12 protein-coding genes are annotated in these 15,794 nt (G+C 45.7%); all 12 read left to right on the forward strand.

The genetic code is table 11. The annotated features are described in order from the left end of the window. Positions 1–84 precede the first annotated feature (84 nt). On the forward strand, positions 85–2,013 hold the full coding sequence (locus tag GC096_RS29575; RefSeq protein ID WP_171635311.1) for a stage V sporulation protein D: 1,929 nt from the start codon (positions 85–87) through the stop codon (positions 2,011–2,013). Between the two features lie 111 nt (positions 2,014–2,124). After that, positions 2,125–3,615 (forward strand): UDP-N-acetylmuramoyl-L-alanyl-D-glutamate--2,6-diaminopimelate ligase, encoded by a 1,491-nt coding sequence (locus tag GC096_RS29580; protein ID WP_171635313.1) that lies wholly within the window; start codon positions 2,125–2,127, stop codon positions 3,613–3,615. Then, positions 3,612–4,994, forward strand: coding sequence for a UDP-N-acetylmuramoyl-tripeptide--D-alanyl-D-alanine ligase (locus tag GC096_RS29585; protein ID WP_171635314.1), 1,383 nt, complete (start codon positions 3,612–3,614; stop codon positions 4,992–4,994). The genes GC096_RS29580 and GC096_RS29585 overlap by 4 nt, the downstream gene beginning before the upstream one ends. 76 nt (positions 4,995–5,070) lie before the next feature. Next, entirely contained in the window at positions 5,071–6,006 is a 936-nt protein-coding gene (gene mraY, locus GC096_RS29590) for a phospho-N-acetylmuramoyl-pentapeptide-transferase (RefSeq protein ID WP_216626309.1), read from the forward strand. Positions 6,007–6,009: 3 nt separating this feature from the next. Next, the gene (gene murD, locus GC096_RS29595) at positions 6,010–7,404 is read left to right on the forward strand and encodes a UDP-N-acetylmuramoyl-L-alanine--D-glutamate ligase (RefSeq protein ID WP_171635317.1); all 1,395 of its coding nucleotides are present in this window, start codon (positions 6,010–6,012) and stop codon (positions 7,402–7,404) included. A 102-nt stretch (positions 7,405–7,506) separates the two neighbouring features. Next, the gene (gene spoVE, locus GC096_RS29600) at positions 7,507–8,604 is read left to right on the forward strand and encodes a stage V sporulation protein E (RefSeq protein ID WP_171635318.1); all 1,098 of its coding nucleotides are present in this window, start codon (positions 7,507–7,509) and stop codon (positions 8,602–8,604) included. Between the two features lie 7 nt (positions 8,605–8,611). Then, on the forward strand, positions 8,612–9,682 hold the full coding sequence (gene murG, locus GC096_RS29605) for an undecaprenyldiphospho-muramoylpentapeptide beta-N-acetylglucosaminyltransferase (protein WP_171635320.1): 1,071 nt from the start codon (positions 8,612–8,614) through the stop codon (positions 9,680–9,682). 212 nt (positions 9,683–9,894) lie between these two features. Further along, complete coding sequence (gene murB / locus GC096_RS29610) at positions 9,895–10,800, forward strand: UDP-N-acetylmuramate dehydrogenase (RefSeq protein WP_171635322.1); 906 nt, start codon at positions 9,895–9,897, stop codon at positions 10,798–10,800. 15 nt (positions 10,801–10,815) lie between these two features. Continuing rightward, positions 10,816–12,084 (forward strand): UDP-N-acetylglucosamine 1-carboxyvinyltransferase, encoded by a 1,269-nt coding sequence (gene murA, locus GC096_RS29615; protein WP_171635324.1) that lies wholly within the window; start codon positions 10,816–10,818, stop codon positions 12,082–12,084. A gap of 113 nt (positions 12,085–12,197) precedes the next feature. Next, the gene (locus GC096_RS29620) at positions 12,198–13,034 is read left to right on the forward strand and encodes a cell division protein FtsQ/DivIB (protein ID WP_171635325.1); all 837 of its coding nucleotides are present in this window, start codon (positions 12,198–12,200) and stop codon (positions 13,032–13,034) included. Positions 13,035–13,332: 298 nt separating this feature from the next. After that, positions 13,333–14,577, forward strand: a complete 1,245-nt coding sequence (ftsA, locus tag GC096_RS29625; protein ID WP_171635327.1) for a cell division protein FtsA — start codon at positions 13,333–13,335, stop codon at positions 14,575–14,577. Between the two features lie 30 nt (positions 14,578–14,607). Next, on the forward strand, positions 14,608–15,732 hold the full coding sequence (gene ftsZ / locus GC096_RS29630; protein ID WP_171635329.1) for a cell division protein FtsZ: 1,125 nt from the start codon (positions 14,608–14,610) through the stop codon (positions 15,730–15,732). Positions 15,733–15,794 lie beyond the last annotated feature (62 nt).

Below are 15,794 nucleotides of genomic sequence, written 5' to 3' on the forward strand. Positions count from 1 at the left end.
AACGGCTTGTTCTAACCCCTGTTTGTCCCGAATAGTCATGTTAGGAATGAACATGACAATAGTGGGAAGGGAGACTGAACGTTCATGCGGGCTTCTAACGTTACCGTTCGTCGCAGATTGTTTACGGCGTTAATCATTGGAACTGTCATCTTTACAGCACTTATTATCCGTCTTGCCTATGTTCAACTTTGGATCGGACAAGACCTCGCGAAGTTGGCAGAGAACAGTTGGCGAAGAGAGATTGGTTTTGCACCCAAACGAGGCGAAATTCAAGACCGTAATGGCTTGACGCTTACGTATAGTATGAGTACCCCTACACTTGTGGCGATTCCTATACAAATTAAAGATGCTCACGCCACAGCCGCTAAGCTGGCAGAAGTGTTGGATGGCAATGAAGATGACATATACAAACAAATTACGAAGAAAGAAATGCAAAACTATATAAAGCCTTCGGGCCGCAAAATTACGATTGAAAAGGCGCAGGAAGTGCGTAATCTGCAACTGCCTGGCATCATCGTAGCGGAAGATAATAAGCGCTACTATCCGTATGGTTCGCTTGCAGCGCATATCCTTGGCTTCGCAGGGATAGATAAAGGGTTAACGGGGATTGAGTCGAAATATAATTCACAACTGACAGGCATCGCAGGCAATATTGCCTATATGACAGATGCAGCTGGCCGTAAATTGGCAGGCACAACAGATACCTACACACCTCCGAAAGATGGGCTGAACGTGAAGTTGACCATCGACAGCCATCTGCAATCGGTGATGGAACGTTCGTTAGACCAAGCGATGGTGCAATATCAAGCGCAGAATGTCATTGCCATCATGATGGATCCGAATACCGGCGAGATCCTGGCCATGGGCAGCCGTCCGACGTATGATCCAGGCAAATATATGGAGTCGCCGGCTGAAACGTATAATCGGAACTTACCGATTTGGAAAACGTATGAGCCGGGTTCTACCTTTAAGATTATTACCCTTGCCGCAGCGCTAGAAGAAAAGAAAGTAGATCTAAAGAATGAACAGTTCTACGATCCTGGTTCCATTGAAGTTGGAGGCGCTAGGTTACGGTGTTGGAAACGTGGTGGACATGGCAGTGAAACGATGCTGCAAGTTGTTCAAAATTCATGTAACCCGGGGTTCGTCGTGATGGGGCAGCGATTAGGCAAAGAGAAATTATTTGACTATATTTCCAGATTTGGTTTTGGTAAAAAGACAGGTATTGATCTTGGCGGTGAAGAGAACGGGATTATGTTCAAACCATCGCAAGTTGGTCCAGTGGAGTTGGCAACAACCGCTTTCGGTCAAGGGGTTTCTGTGACACCGATCCAGCAAATTACTGCGGTCTCTGCGGCAATCAATGGCGGTAAGTTATTTAAACCATATGTTGCCAAATCCTTTTCCAATCCAGATACGGGTGAAGTTGTCGATGTTGTTGAACCAGAGTTAGTCCGGAATGTGATTTCGGAGGATACATCCAGACAAGTTCGTGAAGCACTTGAGAGCGTCGTAGCGAAGGGGACAGGGCGCAATGCGTTTATTGACGGCTACCGTGTTGGCGGAAAAACTGGAACAGCCCAGAAGGTTATTAATGGACGTTATTCACCTGATGAGCATATCGTGTCATTCATTGGCTTTGCGCCAGCGGATAATCCGAAGATTGTTGTCTATGCAGCTGTGGATGACCCGAAAGGGATCCAATTCGGTGGTCTGATTGCTGCCCCGCTAGTCAGAGATATCATGGCAGATGCACTGCGTTACATGAAGGTTGAACCGGACAAAAATCAACTTGATAAAGAATATCGCTATGGTGAAATTCCAATTGTTGAAGTGCCGGACTTGGTTGGAGCGTCAGTTGATGATATATTAGAAGACCTGAACATGAATTTTAAGCTGGCCAAATCAGGGAATGGAAAGTATGTCATCTCTCAAGCACCTAAAGCGGGCTCACGTGTGGATCAGGGTTCTACAATTCGTATATTCTTATCAAATGTGGATCCAGAGAAATAGAGATAACCTTACAGTAATAAAAAAAGATTTACAAAGAAGACATGTTTAGCTTTTCTACTTGCATAAAATTGTCCATAATAGATAGATAAATCTAGGAAGAGAGGGTTGCTTATGAAACTGCAGGAGCTTGCTTCCGCACTGCTCATTACCCGCATACATGGCGATAAAGACACGGAGATCACGGGAATTGAGGCAGACTCTCGTAAAATAAAACAGGGAGATTTGTTTTTTTGCATCCCTGGATTAACAGCTGATGGCCACGACTATGCCCCCAAAGCGATTGCGCTCGGGGCTTCTGCTCTTGTCACGGAAAGAGTTCTGGATGTTCCTGTCCCTCAACTGGTGGTGAAAGATGCTAGATATGCGATGGCGGCTCTTTCCGCCTATTTCTTCGGATATCCAAGCAAAGAGCTCAAGATTATCGGTATTACAGGGACGAACGGTAAAACAACCTCTACGTATATATTGGAGAAAATTATCGCAGATCAAGGCTATGTGACAGGCTTAATGGGCAATATCCATATCAAAATTGGTGAGGAATACATAGAAAATAAAGCCACGAATACACAGGAATCTATAGAACTTCAGCGTATATTTCGTAAAATGGCAGATCAAGGCGTGCAATATTGTGTCATGGAGGTTACTTCAAGTGGCTTAGATATGGGTAGGGTGAAAGGGATTCATTTCCGTTCTAGCATTTTTACGAATCTTACGCAAGACCATTTGAATGAACATAAAACAATGGAAGCATACGCTGCAGCGAAAGGGTTGTTATTTTCTAGACTTGGAAATGGTTTTACTGCTGATCCGGATAGCAAGCAATATGCGATACTCAATGTGGATGATGAAGCATCACGGATGTTAAATAAGTTAACTGCTGCACAAGTCATTACTTACGGTATTGAAAATGACTGCGATGTGAGAGCTACGGATATTCGTATGTCGGCAAAAGGAACGGAATTTCAATTGAAATCCTTTGCTGGTGATGTGCTCATCCGCATGCAATTAGTCGGTAAATTCAATGTTTATAATGCACTTGGAGCCGTTGCGGCTGCATTAGCAGAAGGCTTCAAACTAGAAGCGATTCGTGATAGTTTAGAACGTATTGCATTTATTGAAGGCAGAATGGAAGTTGTCAACGAGGGCCAGAATTATTTGGTCTTAGTCGACTATGCGCATACGCCAGATGGTTTAGAGAAGGCTCTTTCTACGGTAAGTGAATTCGCAGAAGGTAAGATTATTACCGTTTTCGGCTGTGGCGGTGATCGTGACAGAACGAAACGCCCAATCATGGGGAAAGTTGCAGCGCACTACAGCGACTTTGTATTTGTGACGTCTGATAATCCTCGGACGGAAGATCCAGATGCGATTCTTGCAGATATTGAGCCGGGTCTCAAAGAGGTTAATTACCCAGAAAATCAGTACATCTTACTGGCTGATCGTAAAAAAGCGATACAAAAGGCTATTGAAGAGGCAGGCCCTAAAGATGTAATATTGATAGCGGGAAAAGGCCACGAAACGTATCAGGATATCATGGGTGTCAAGCATGATTTCGACGATCGTTTGGTGGCTAAGGCTGCGATAAGGGGGAGAACACAGTGATTCAGCGTACATTAGGTCAAATAGCAACGATGCTCCTAAGCGAAGTGTCCAGTGATCATGGCGACATTTTGATTAAAGGAGTATCTACCGATACACGTTCCATTCAGGCTGGAAGTCTGTTTATCCCGCTTATTGGAGAGAATTTTGATGGTCACCAGTATGCGGAAGATGCTTATCAGAAGGGGGCTGCGGCCATTCTCTGGCAAGCTGACCATGGTACGGCGCCAAACGGTATCCCTTGCATTCAAGTCGAGGATACACTCACAGCCCTTCAGGGTTTGGCTAAAGCATACCGCAAAGAACTACCGGTGCGAATCATCGGCATTACTGGCAGTAACGGGAAGACGACAACCAAAGATTTGGTTGCAGCTGTCCTGGGAAGCACGTATGAGGTTCATAAAACTAAGGGAAACCTGAATAACCATATTGGTTTACCACTCACACTCCTGCTACTTGAGGAAACGACGCAATTTGCAGTCGTCGAAATGGGCATGAGCGGACGCGGCGAAATTGCTTTATTGTCTGAAATCGCAGAGCCAGAAGCCGCTATTATCACCATGATTGGCGAGTCACATATGCTTCAGCTAGGTTCCAGAGATGAAATCGCCCGTGCGAAAGCGGAAATTGTTACCGGCATGCCGAGTGACAGCTTGATCATTTATAACGGGGATGAGCCGTTGATTGAACAAGCACTGGGCGAGCTGGTGCTGCCTGAGGGCTTGCGCCGCATTCGTTTCGGCCAAGGCCACGATAACGATCGCTATCCTACCAATATCCGGATGGATGCGGATGGCGCCTACTTCACCATCAATTCCCCGGGGTACGAGGAATTGTTCATTCCCTTGCTTGGCACGCATAACGTCGTGAACACGCTTGCGGCCATTGCCGTCGGCGAGGCCTTCGGCGTCACGCCAAGTGCAGTTGCAGCGGGGCTTCGCGCGCTGCAGATGACAAGCATGCGCATCGAGAAGCTCACGGCAGCCTCTGGGCTGACCGTGCTTAACGATGCGTACAACGCCAGCCCCGCCTCGATGCGGGCGGCGATTGCCCTGACCGAGCAGCTGAGCGGCTTCGGTCGGAAGTTCCTCGTGCTCGGCGACATGCTGGAGCTTGGCGAGCACGAAGAGCAGTTCCATCGCGGCATTGGCGCGATGTTGTCCCCGGAACGTGTAGACTACGTCTTCACGTTCGGGCGTCTCGGCCGCTTCATCGCGGATGAAGCGACGCAGAACTTCCCGCAGGCGCAGGTGCGCGCCTACGATGACAAGGCGCAGCTCGCGGAGGAGCTCGCAGCACTCGCACGTGCCGAGGATCTCGTGCTCGTGAAGGGCTCGCGCGGGATGCGGCTGGAGCAGGTCGTCCATAGCTTATTAGCCTAAATAGAATGCCTTATTTGAAATAGAGTGACGGAAATGAGCAGGGGGAACCAACGTGGAAAACGCAGTATTATTAACAATGGGTGTGGCATTTGTGCTTGCGCTAATCATGGGGCCATTATGTATACCTATTTTAAGACGGATGAAATTTGGTCAGCAAATTCGTGAAGATGGTCCGCAGGGTCATCTCAAAAAACAAGGTACACCAACGATGGGCGGGGTCATTATTTTACTCGCGCTTTCCTTGGCTACGCTTCGTTTTGCTGACAAAAATACAGATTTACTCATTTTATTAATAGCTTCATTAGGTTATGGACTTGTTGGCTTCCTTGATGACTATATCAAAATTATTTTTAAACGTTCATTGGGACTTACAGCAAAACAAAAGCTGTTTGGTCAATTATTGATTTCAGCCATTGTCTGTTATTTACTCGTTATGCAAGGACACAGCACAGATATTTATATACCTTTCGTTTCGTATCATATGAATGCGGGTTGGTTGTATTTCCCGTTAATGGCCATTTTGATGCTGGGCGCTTCGAATGCCGTTAACTTTACAGATGGCTTGGACGGCTTGTTAGCGGGGACAAGTGCAATTGCATTTGGGGCTTATACCATTATTGCCATGAATAATACACAACCAGAAGCAGCTATCTTCTCAGCAGCCATGGTTGGTGCTGTACTTGGATTCCTCGTCTTCAATGCGCATCCTGCCAAAGTATTCATGGGTGACACCGGCTCTTTAGGAATCGGTGGCGGACTTGTGGCTGTTGCCATTTTAACGAAAGCAGAACTTCTTCTAGCTATTATTGGTGGAGTTTTCTTAATCGAAATCTTATCCGTTGTGATCCAAGTCGTATCTTTCAAAACAAGAAAGAAACGCGTATTCAAAATGAGTCCGATTCATCATCACTTTGAGTTGGTTGGATGGTCCGAGTGGCGAGTCGTAATTACTTTCTGGGTCGTAGGTCTAGTGCTTGCTGTGCTCGGATTATATATGAATGAGGTGTTGTAGAACATGAAGCATCCGCGGGATTATCGTGGACTTGAAGTGATCGTACTTGGCTTGGCTCGCAGCGGTGTCGCTGCAGCTAAGCTTTTTCATCAAAAAGGAGCTCTCGTCACTGTCAATGACAAAAAGGAACGAAGTGCGTGCCCTGAAGCCGACGAGTTGGAGGCTCTGGGTATTTCTGTTGTATGCGGGTTTCATCCGGAGTCCCTCATGCATGAGGGGGTTGCGTTAGTTGTGAAAAACCCTGGAATTCCGTATTCGGTAGACCCGATTCGTAAAGCAGAAGAGCTTGGTATTGAGGTTGTGACAGAGGTTGAGGTAGCCTATCAATTTTGTGAAGCGCCTATTATTGGGATCACAGGTTCCAACGGGAAGACAACGACAACTACGCTGATTGGTTTGATGCTGGATGCGGCAGGTTTGAAGCCAGTTGTCGCAGGCAACATTGGCCGTGCTTTAACGGAAGCTACACCAGAGGTGACAGCGGAGAATTGGATGGTTGTTGAATTAAGCTCGTTCCAATTAAAAGGCACAACAGCGTTCCGACCAAACATTGGTTTATTTTTAAATGTATATGAGACACATCTGGATTATCATGGCTCCATGGACGATTATATCGCCTCTAAAGCCAAAATTTTTGAAAATCAAACAGAGGCTGACACCGCTATTTTGAATTGGGATGACGAAGTGTGTCGACGTTTGGTGCCAAGTTTGAAGGCAAAACAGTTTCCTTTCTCATTGAAAGAAAAGCTTGCTTATGGCGTCTATTTGGATGCGGAGACGGACTGTCTTGTGTATGCAAACGGTCAGAACTCTGTCCAACCCATTATGCCGGCTTCTGAAATGGGCATGCCGGGTAGCTTTAACATTGGAAATGCCTTGGCAGCTGCTGCAGCGGCCATTACAGCTGGCGTAGCTTTGCCTGTGATTGCTGATGTGTTGAGAAACTTCCATGGCGTAGAGCACCGTCTGGAGCTTGTGAGAGTACTGGATGGCGTAACCTTTTACAATAACTCTAAAGCAACGAATTCAGCTGCTACTGTGAATTCAATAGAGGCTTTCGATCAATCTGTTGTCTTAATTGCTGGCGGTTTGGATCGTGGTTCGGATTACATGGAGCTATTGCCAACTTTCCGTGAGCGTATCAAAGGAATTGTTACCATCGGGCAAACAAAAGAAAAAATCAAGCATATTGCCGAGTTGGCAGGGATTAGTAAGGTACAAACCGTCGATACTGCTAAGGATGCAGCGGACGCGGTTTCACAAGCCGTGCAGCTTGCCTGGCAAATGTGTGAGCAAGGAGACATCGTGCTTCTTTCACCTGCTTGTGCAAGTTGGGATATGTTTCCATCCTATGAGGACAGGGGACGCATGTTTAAGGAGTCCGTGCATAACCTTTAAGTAGGGCTTATCCACTCGAATGGACTAGTGTTTGAACAGAACGATGTCTTCTGTTAACTAGTTAGTAAGAGGAAGCCCACAACTGACAAAGAGGTGTCTGTAATGGGTAAAGCACGCTCCGCTCCTGACATTTGGATTATTATTCCGACCTTGCTGCTTTTGACAATCGGCGTTATTATGGTCTACAGCGCTAGTAGTGTACTTGCGTTTCGTGAGTTTGGTGATTCTTTTTATTATTTAAAAAGACAACTGATTTTCGCCGTACTAGGAATAGTAGCGATGTTCTTCACGATGAATGTTGATTATTTGGTGTGGAAACGATTTGCTAAGTTGACTTTGTTTGTTTGCTTTGGAATGTTGGTCATTGTTTTGATTCCTGGTATCGGCGTGATTCGTGGCGGTGCCAGAAGTTGGCTAGGTATCGGAGCTTTCGGGATTCAACCCTCTGAATTTATGAAAATAGGGATGATTCTCTTTCTTTCCAAGATGCTTTCCGAAAATCAGTCCAAGATAACACTGCTAACCAAAGGGTTGTTGCCGCCTCTAGGTATTATGGGGTTGGCATTCGGTCTGATCATGCTGCAGCCGGATTTAGGAACTGGGGTCGTACTTGTTGGTGCCTCGCTCTTAATCATTTACACGGCTGGCGCGAGATTGCTTCATCTTTCCTATCTAGGTATGATAGGGGTTGCGGGTTTTATTGGTCTCGTTATTGCCGCTCCCTATCGTCTTAAGCGGATCACAGCCTTTCTCGATCCATGGCAAGATCCACTTGGTGCTGGTTATCAATCAATTCAATCCTTATATGCGATTGGACCAGGCGGGCTAGTAGGACTTGGACTCGGGATGAGCCGGCAAAAGTATAGTTACTTACCAGAGCCGCAAACTGACTTTATTTTTTCGATCATCGCTGAAGAACTTGGTTTTATTGGAGGCACATTGGTTTTGCTGCTCTTTACCATCCTAGTATGGCGGGGGATGCGTGCGGCCATTACGGCACCAGATACATTTGCCAGCTTAATTGCAGTAGGAATTATCGGCATGATCGCCGTTCAAGTCATTATTAACATCGGCGTCGTTATAGGGATGTTTCCAGTAACGGGTATCACGCTGCCATTCATAAGTGCAGGGGGGTCTTCACTGACACTCATGCTGACATCTGTCGGTATCCTGCTTAATATATCCCGCTATTCGAGGTGACAGGGGAATGAAGACAATTGTATTTACCGGAGGAGGCTCCGCAGGCCATGTAACCCCTAATTTAGCGCTGATGCATAAGCTGAAGCAGCAAGGTTGGGATGTCAAATACATAGGCTCGGCTACAGGTATTGAAAAAGAGATCATTGATCGAGAAGGGGTTCCCTTTTACCCGATTTCTTCAGGGAAATTGCGTCGATATTTTGATCTCAAAAATATAAAAGACCCATTTAAAGTCATGAAAGGTGTTTATGAATCGTATCGGTTACTTAAACGTTTGAAACCCGCCATTGTCTTTTCGAAAGGCGGGTTCGTTTCCGTTCCTGTCGTTCTTGGGAGCCGTATGAACAATATTCCTGTTATTATCCATGAATCCGATATGACGCCAGGACTGGCGAATAAAATTTCGATCCCTTTTGCAACAAAGGTATGTGTGACATTTCCTGAATCCCTTTCGCATATTAAGGGCGGGAAGTCTGTTCTTACGGGCTTGCCGATCCGTGAACATATTAACAGTGGTAAAGCAGCGCGTGCGCTTCAGCTTTGCGATTTCCATTCTCAGAAGCCAGTGATATTAGTTATGGGTGGAAGCCTAGGGTCGCAGGTGCTGAATCAGGCTGTGCGCGCTAACTTAGGTCGCTTACTCCAACAATTTCAAATCGTGCATCTGTGTGGTAAAGGGAATGTGTCTGCCCAGCATCTTCAAACCCGTGGATACAAGCAATTTGAGTATTTGAACGATGAGCTTCCTGATGTGCTGGCGATGACGGACCTCGTCATCTCTCGTGCAGGTGCAACGTCTATCTTTGAGTTTCTAGGTTTAGAGAAACCCATGCTGTTAATCCCGTTATCCCGTCAAGCCAGTCGAGGAGATCAGATTCTGAATGCAGCATCCTTTCAGAAAGCAGGTTATGCTGATGTCATTCAGGAAGAAGATTTAACCACAGAAGGACTTGGCGATCATGTCGAAGCGCTTTACAAGAACCGTGAGACGTATAAAGCAGCGATGCAATCACGCAATGAGAGTGATGCCGTAGCTGCTATCGTGAAATTAATTGAATCGCATAGCCATTCGTTGTGAATTTGTTAAAGCGTATAGGCGATTGTCACACTCTAACCGATTTTACATAAACTACACTATAACCGTGACAGACACCTAAGGCTTCATAAGTGAACAAGGAACGAAGAACGGCCGACTTCGCTCAGCTCCTTATGAATGAAATGTCAGAACTTGTATGTCTTACATCTTACATTTCTACATTTCGCCCTACGTTCTGTGAAGGAGGTTTTCCCATGCAGAAGTTAATAGCCGACTTACAGGCATCAAATATTGGCGAGATAAGAACGAATGAACGATTAGCTCCTTACACTACTTGGAAAATCGGCGGTCCGGCTGATTGCTTGATTATTCCTCACTCCAAAGAGCAGGCAGCTGCAGCCATCAAGTTTCTTCATGAGCGTGGCGTACCTTGGACCGTAATTGGTAGGGGCTCCAACTTGCTTGTCGGAGACAAAGGGATTCGAGGCGTCGTGATAAAGTTAGGTCAGGCGCTAGATACCCTTCGTTTTGATGGCGCGATGGTCTACGCAGGAGGATCCTATTCGTTCATTAAATTGTCCGTACTCGCAGCCAAAGAAGGTTTGACCGGACTGGAGTTTGCTTCAGGAATCCCCGGTACTGTGGGAGGCGCCGTCTACATGAATGCAGGGGCTCACGGGTCCGATGTGTCACGCATACTCAAGCAGGCTGAAGTCATCCTGGATACAGGGGAATTGGTCGTCATGCAGGCAGAAGATTTACAATATGCTTATCGACATTCTATTTTGCACACATTGCCTGGCATTGTAACAGAGGCTGTCTTTGAATTACAGGTTGGAGACCGCAACGAAATCGCAGGGGCTATGGCCGCTTACCGAGATCGACGACTGCGTACCCAACCTTTGCAATTAGCTTGCGCAGGAAGTGTGTTCCGCAACCCCGAAGGGGGCTTCGCAGCGAAGCTCATCGAAGAAGCAGGCCTGAAAGGCAAACGTGTCGGTGGAGCAGAGATCTCTATGCTTCACGCCAATTTCATTGTTAACACAGGAGAAGCTACAGCCGAGGACGTTCTTACCCTTATCAACGAAGTACAGCAGATCGTAGAGCAATCGTACGGTATTAAGCTAGTACCTGAGGTTCTGGTAGTGGGTGAGAGGTAAATCGGAGGTGGAATTTTGGAGAAGCTCGTTATCGAAGGTGGAAGACCTCTTACGGGAGCCATCCAGATACACGGCGCTAAAAACGCCGCATTACCCATATTAGCTGCATGCTTACTTGCTAGTGGTACGCATACTTTACACAATGTTCCTAATCTGCTCGATATCGACACCATGCTTCGAATTCTTCGTTCACTTGGTTGTCGAGCCGAGCAGCAAGGAGATACAGTAACCATTACAACATCCACAGTTCATTCCTCCCACATCCCCGAAGAATTGATGGGTCAGATGCGTTCTTCCATCTTTCTCATGGGTCCGCTACTTGCTAGATTCGGCAGTGTCACAGTATACCAACCTGGTGGCTGTGCGATCGGCGAACGTAAAATTGATTTGCACCTCAAAGGTTTGCAGGCTCTCGGAGCTGAGATTGAAGAATTTTCCAATAAAATCGTCTGTGCGGCCGAAACCTTACAAGGTAATGAGATCTTCTTGGACTTTCCAAGCGTCGGGGCGACCGAGAATATCATGATGGCCGCCGTGAGAGCGGAAGGTACGACAACGATCTATAATGCTGCTCGTGAGCCAGAGATACAGGATTTGCAAAATTTCTTGAATGCGATGGGCGCAGATATTATTGGAGCAGGAACGGATACGATCACGATTCGTGGCGTTACTACGTTGTCTCCTTGCACATATCGGATTATTCCGGATCGTATTGTTGCAGGGACCTTCCTAGTTGCTGCAGCGGCTACCAGAGGTAATATTACTTTGGAAAGAGTAAACCCTGCTCATTTAACATCGGTTATCCATGTGCTTAAGCGTGCAGGTGTTCAAATCATCGCAGACGGTGATATAATACATGTAAGCTGCAAGGCAAGACCCAAAGCAGTTGAACGTATCGTGACGTCGCCTCATCCTTCTTTCCCAACGGATTTACAATCACAAGTCATGGTGCTCTTATCTCTAGCAGATGGATTAAGTGTGATGAAAGAAACGATATTTGAAGGTAGATTTAAGCACGTGGATGAATTGTCCCGAATGGGCGCAGATATTCGCGTAGATATGAGTTCAGCCTTTATCCGTGGTGTGCCTAGGTTGTATGGAGCTACTGTTGAAGCGACTGATTTACGGGCTGGTGCTGCTCTTGTAATCGCCGGTCTAGCTGCTCATGGCACAACGATCGTTGAGCAGATTCATCACATCGATAGAGGATATGATAGGATCGAACATATGCTAGTCAGACTTGGGGCTTCTGTGCGTCGTCAAGCTCCGGTTCCCAGTGAGTAATAGCTTGTATGGCTATCGCGTATCCCTTCCTGCAAGCAGGAGGGGATTCACGATATTCAGTTTAAATGTGTGGCCTCATTCATTGTAATAAAAATAACTAGGTGGTGCCCCTCTTGTCCGAAGATAACAAAGTACCAACGCTGCCTGTACCTAAGCCGCGTACGCGTACGAATCGGAAGCTGCTTGCTTTTTTGATCATTTTTTTCCTAACTGTTCTAGTCATTTTGTTCTTCCAATCTTCACTTAGTCGGATCAGTCGGATTGATGTTGAGGGAAATGTGCTATTATCCTCGGATTCAATTGGACAAGCTAGTCAAGTTGCAGTGGGAGATCGTTTTTTTGCAGTAAGCTCCAAGACGATTGGACAGCGGATATCTAAGATGCCTATGATCAAGAGTGCTGCCGTGGAGAAGATGTTCCCAGGAGTCATTCACATTCAAGTCGAAGAATTCCCTAAAGTAGCCTTCCAAATCGATCCTAATGGTAAAAAGCAAGCTGTGCTCGCAGATGGCAACGTCATTGAACTGCCAGCTGGCAGTGGTATCCCGCTCGATATGCCAATCTTAACGGGGTGGACCGATACGGATCCGAATAAAGCGGCGCTTTGTAAAATACTAGGGGAAATCCCGCAGAGTGCTTTGTCAGACGTTTCAGAGATTAAGCCGGATCCTTCGGAATCGTACCCTGACAAAATTAAGATTTATACACGCTCACAATTTGAAATCCATACAACCATTTCCTATCTGCCTGATCGAATAGATAACCTGCCAGGTTATATTGCTGGTTTAGCAGAGGACCACATTTCCAATGGCGTCATCACAATGCTCGAAGCTGAATACCACACACCATTTGCAACAAGCGGGGATTCCAAGACAGACAACAAAACAGATTCCAAAACGGAACCTAAGACCAACCCGAAACCTACGCCGAAAGCAACACCAAAGCCATAACAACCGTCATCGTGCGTAGAAACTCACAAAAATTCTAGCAGAGACTACTCAATCTCTGAAAAAAATGTTAAAATTAGTTTTATGGTTAAATAGGCTCTATCTGCATACTCTATTTTTTCTTGTATTTACTAGGCGAAATTGTTTGCATTTTACAACATTGAAATGAGAAGTTGAAGTTGGTTTTCAAATGCAAAAAAAATGTTGAAAAAAGAGGGAATATGGCGGTTGTGTGGAATACGTATAAAAGTATTTGTGAAGATTTTGCAATTTTACCTAAGTTACAGGAGGTGCCAGGGGCTTGAGCAACAATGATATCATTGTTAGTTTAGACATCGGTACATCCAAAGTTCGAGCTATTATTGGGGAAGTTGTTAACGGAACCATTAATATAATAGGAGTGGGATCTGCCGAGTCAGAGGGTATTCGTAAAGGCGCTATCGTTGACATTGATCAAACGGTGCATTCAATTCGAAGTGCCATTGATCATGCTGAACGAATGGTCGGTATACAAATTTCCGAGGTTTACGTTGGAATTTCTGGAAATCATATTTCTCTTCAATCAAGTCACGGCGTTGTTGCTGTTTCAAATGATGACCGAGAAATCGGAGAAGAAGATATTGATCGCGTCATTCAAGCGGCAAGGGTCATCGCATTACCTCCCGAACGTGAAATAGTTGGAGTTGTACCTAAGCAATATTTGGTTGATGGGCAAGAAGGTATTAATGATCCACGCGGAATGATCGGTGTTCGTTTGGAAGTTGAAGCGACGATTATTACTGGAGCGAAAACGGGCATACATAATTTAATGCGTGTTGTGGAAAAATCCGAATTGAAAGTTGCAGGACTTATTCTAATGTCGCTCGCATCTGGTAATTTGGCACTTTCCAAAGATGAGAAGGCTGTAGGGACCGTATTGGTTGATATTGGAGCTGGCGCAACGACAATTGCTGTCTTTGACGAGGGTAATTTAGTTGCAACGTCAACGATTCAGATTGGCGGAGAATTTATCAGCAATGATATTTCTATTGGCTTACATACGCAGCTGGAAATTGCTGAGAAGATCAAATTGAAGTATGGCTGTGCATCCGTTGAAGATTCCGCGCCTGATCAAGTGTTTAAAGTGACGAGAATGGGCAGCAATGTTGAAAAAGAGTTCTCTCAGGTTGATCTTGCAAATATCGTTGAGCCTCGTGTCGAAGAGATTTTTCAATTAATTCGCGCCGAAGTTCATCGTTTGGGATTTGGCAATCTTGCAGGTGGTTATGTACTAACGGGTGGAACAGTTTGTATCCCAGGTATTCTGGCGATTGCACAATCCGAACTGGCTACGTCTGTACGCATTGCAGTGCCTGATTTCATCGGGGTACGTGATCCTTCCTACACGAGTGGTGTTGGTATTATTCAATTCGTCTCCAAATATATGAAGAATCGTAATTCAGGCATCACCAAAAAAGTGGCTGTAAAGACTACCAAAAAATCCTCCGATAGTCAAAAGCCAGGTTGGGTTGATCGAGTTAAAAATTTCTTCAGTGAATTCATTTAGTGAACGTTAAGTTAGGGGGATATGGCTCATATGTTTGAATTTGATATGGATTTAGACCAATTGGCTCAAATTAAAGTCATAGGTGTTGGTGGCGGCGGTAGCAATGCAGTTAATCGCATGATTGAAAACGGTGTTAAAGGTGTAGAATTTATTACCGTAAATACGGACGCACAGGCGCTTCATTTGTCCAAGTCCGTTCATAAATTGCAAATTGGCGATAAATTGACCCGCGGTCTTGGTGCAGGTGCAAATCCTGAAGTCGGGAAGAAAGCGGCAGAAGAGTCAAGGGAGACGATTCTGAATACGCTTCGCGGCGCAGATATGGTGTTCGTAACGGCAGGTATGGGCGGCGGTACAGGTACAGGAGCTGCTCCAGTCATTGCGGAAATCGCTAAAGAGGTGGGCGCACTTACGGTTGGTGTAGTAACGCGACCGTTTACTTTCGAAGGACGTAAGCGTTCTTTACAAGCAGAACAAGGGATTGCTGCATTGAAAGAGAAAGTAGATACACTTATTATTATCCCGAACGATCGTCTACTTGAGATTGTTGACAAAAAGACTCCGATGCTTGAAGCATTCCGCGAAGCGGATAATGTTCTTCGCCAAGGTGTTCAAGGGATCTCAGATTTGATCGCAGTACCTGGACTTATCAATTTGGACTTTGCAGATGTCAAAACGATTATGACTGAACGCGGTTCCGCCCTTATGGGGATCGGGGTAGCTACAGGTGAGAATCGTGCGGCAGAAGCAGCGAAAAAAGCGATCTCTAGTCCTTTGTTGGAAACATCAATCGAAGGCGCTCGTGGTGTTCTGATGAATATCACAGGCGGTATGAACCTTAGCTTGTACGAAGTGAATGAAGCTGCTGATATCGTGGCATCTGCTTCTGACATTGAGGTAAATATGATTTTCGGTGCTGTTATCGATGAGAAGTTAAAAGATGAGATCTTAGTTACGGTTATTGCAACTGGTTTCGAGCATAAAGCGGCTCCGATTCATCAGTCTATCAAACGTCCGGTTTCACCAGGACAACCAGAGACTGCAGCACCTGACAACCGCTTAAATAATCTTAAACCATTTGGCGCACAGCCTTCTAATGATCAATTAGATATTCCGACTTTCTTACGAAATCGCGGACGCAATACTGACAAATAATTACATAATAATTGTCTAGAGACCGAAGCCCTACTTGATGTAGAAGCTTCGGTTTTTTGTTG

This window comes from Paenibacillus plantarum, assembly GCF_013141695.1.
GTDB lineage: Bacteria > Bacillota > Bacilli > Paenibacillales > NBRC-103111 > Paenibacillus_E > Paenibacillus_E plantarum.

What these genes read in the sequence shown, in the direction of transcription:
- GC096_RS29580 (WP_171635313.1), top strand. Translation starts at nt 2,125, where the DNA reads ATGAAACTGCAGGAGCTTGCTTCCGCACTGCTCATTACCCGCATACAT.
- murD (WP_171635317.1), top strand. Translation starts at nt 6,010, where the DNA reads ATGAAGCATCCGCGGGATTATCGTGGACTTGAAGTGATCGTACTTGGC.
- spoVE (WP_171635318.1), top strand. Translation starts at nt 7,507, where the DNA reads ATGGGTAAAGCACGCTCCGCTCCTGACATTTGGATTATTATTCCGACC.
- murG (WP_171635320.1), top strand. Translation starts at nt 8,612, where the DNA reads ATGAAGACAATTGTATTTACCGGAGGAGGCTCCGCAGGCCATGTAACC.
- murB (WP_171635322.1), top strand. Translation starts at nt 9,895, where the DNA reads ATGCAGAAGTTAATAGCCGACTTACAGGCATCAAATATTGGCGAGATA.
- GC096_RS29575 (WP_171635311.1), top strand. Translation starts at nt 85, where the DNA reads ATGCGGGCTTCTAACGTTACCGTTCGTCGCAGATTGTTTACGGCGTTA.
- mraY (WP_216626309.1), top strand. Translation starts at nt 5,071, where the DNA reads ATGGGTGTGGCATTTGTGCTTGCGCTAATCATGGGGCCATTATGTATA.
- ftsZ (WP_171635329.1), top strand. Translation starts at nt 14,608, where the DNA reads ATGTTTGAATTTGATATGGATTTAGACCAATTGGCTCAAATTAAAGTC.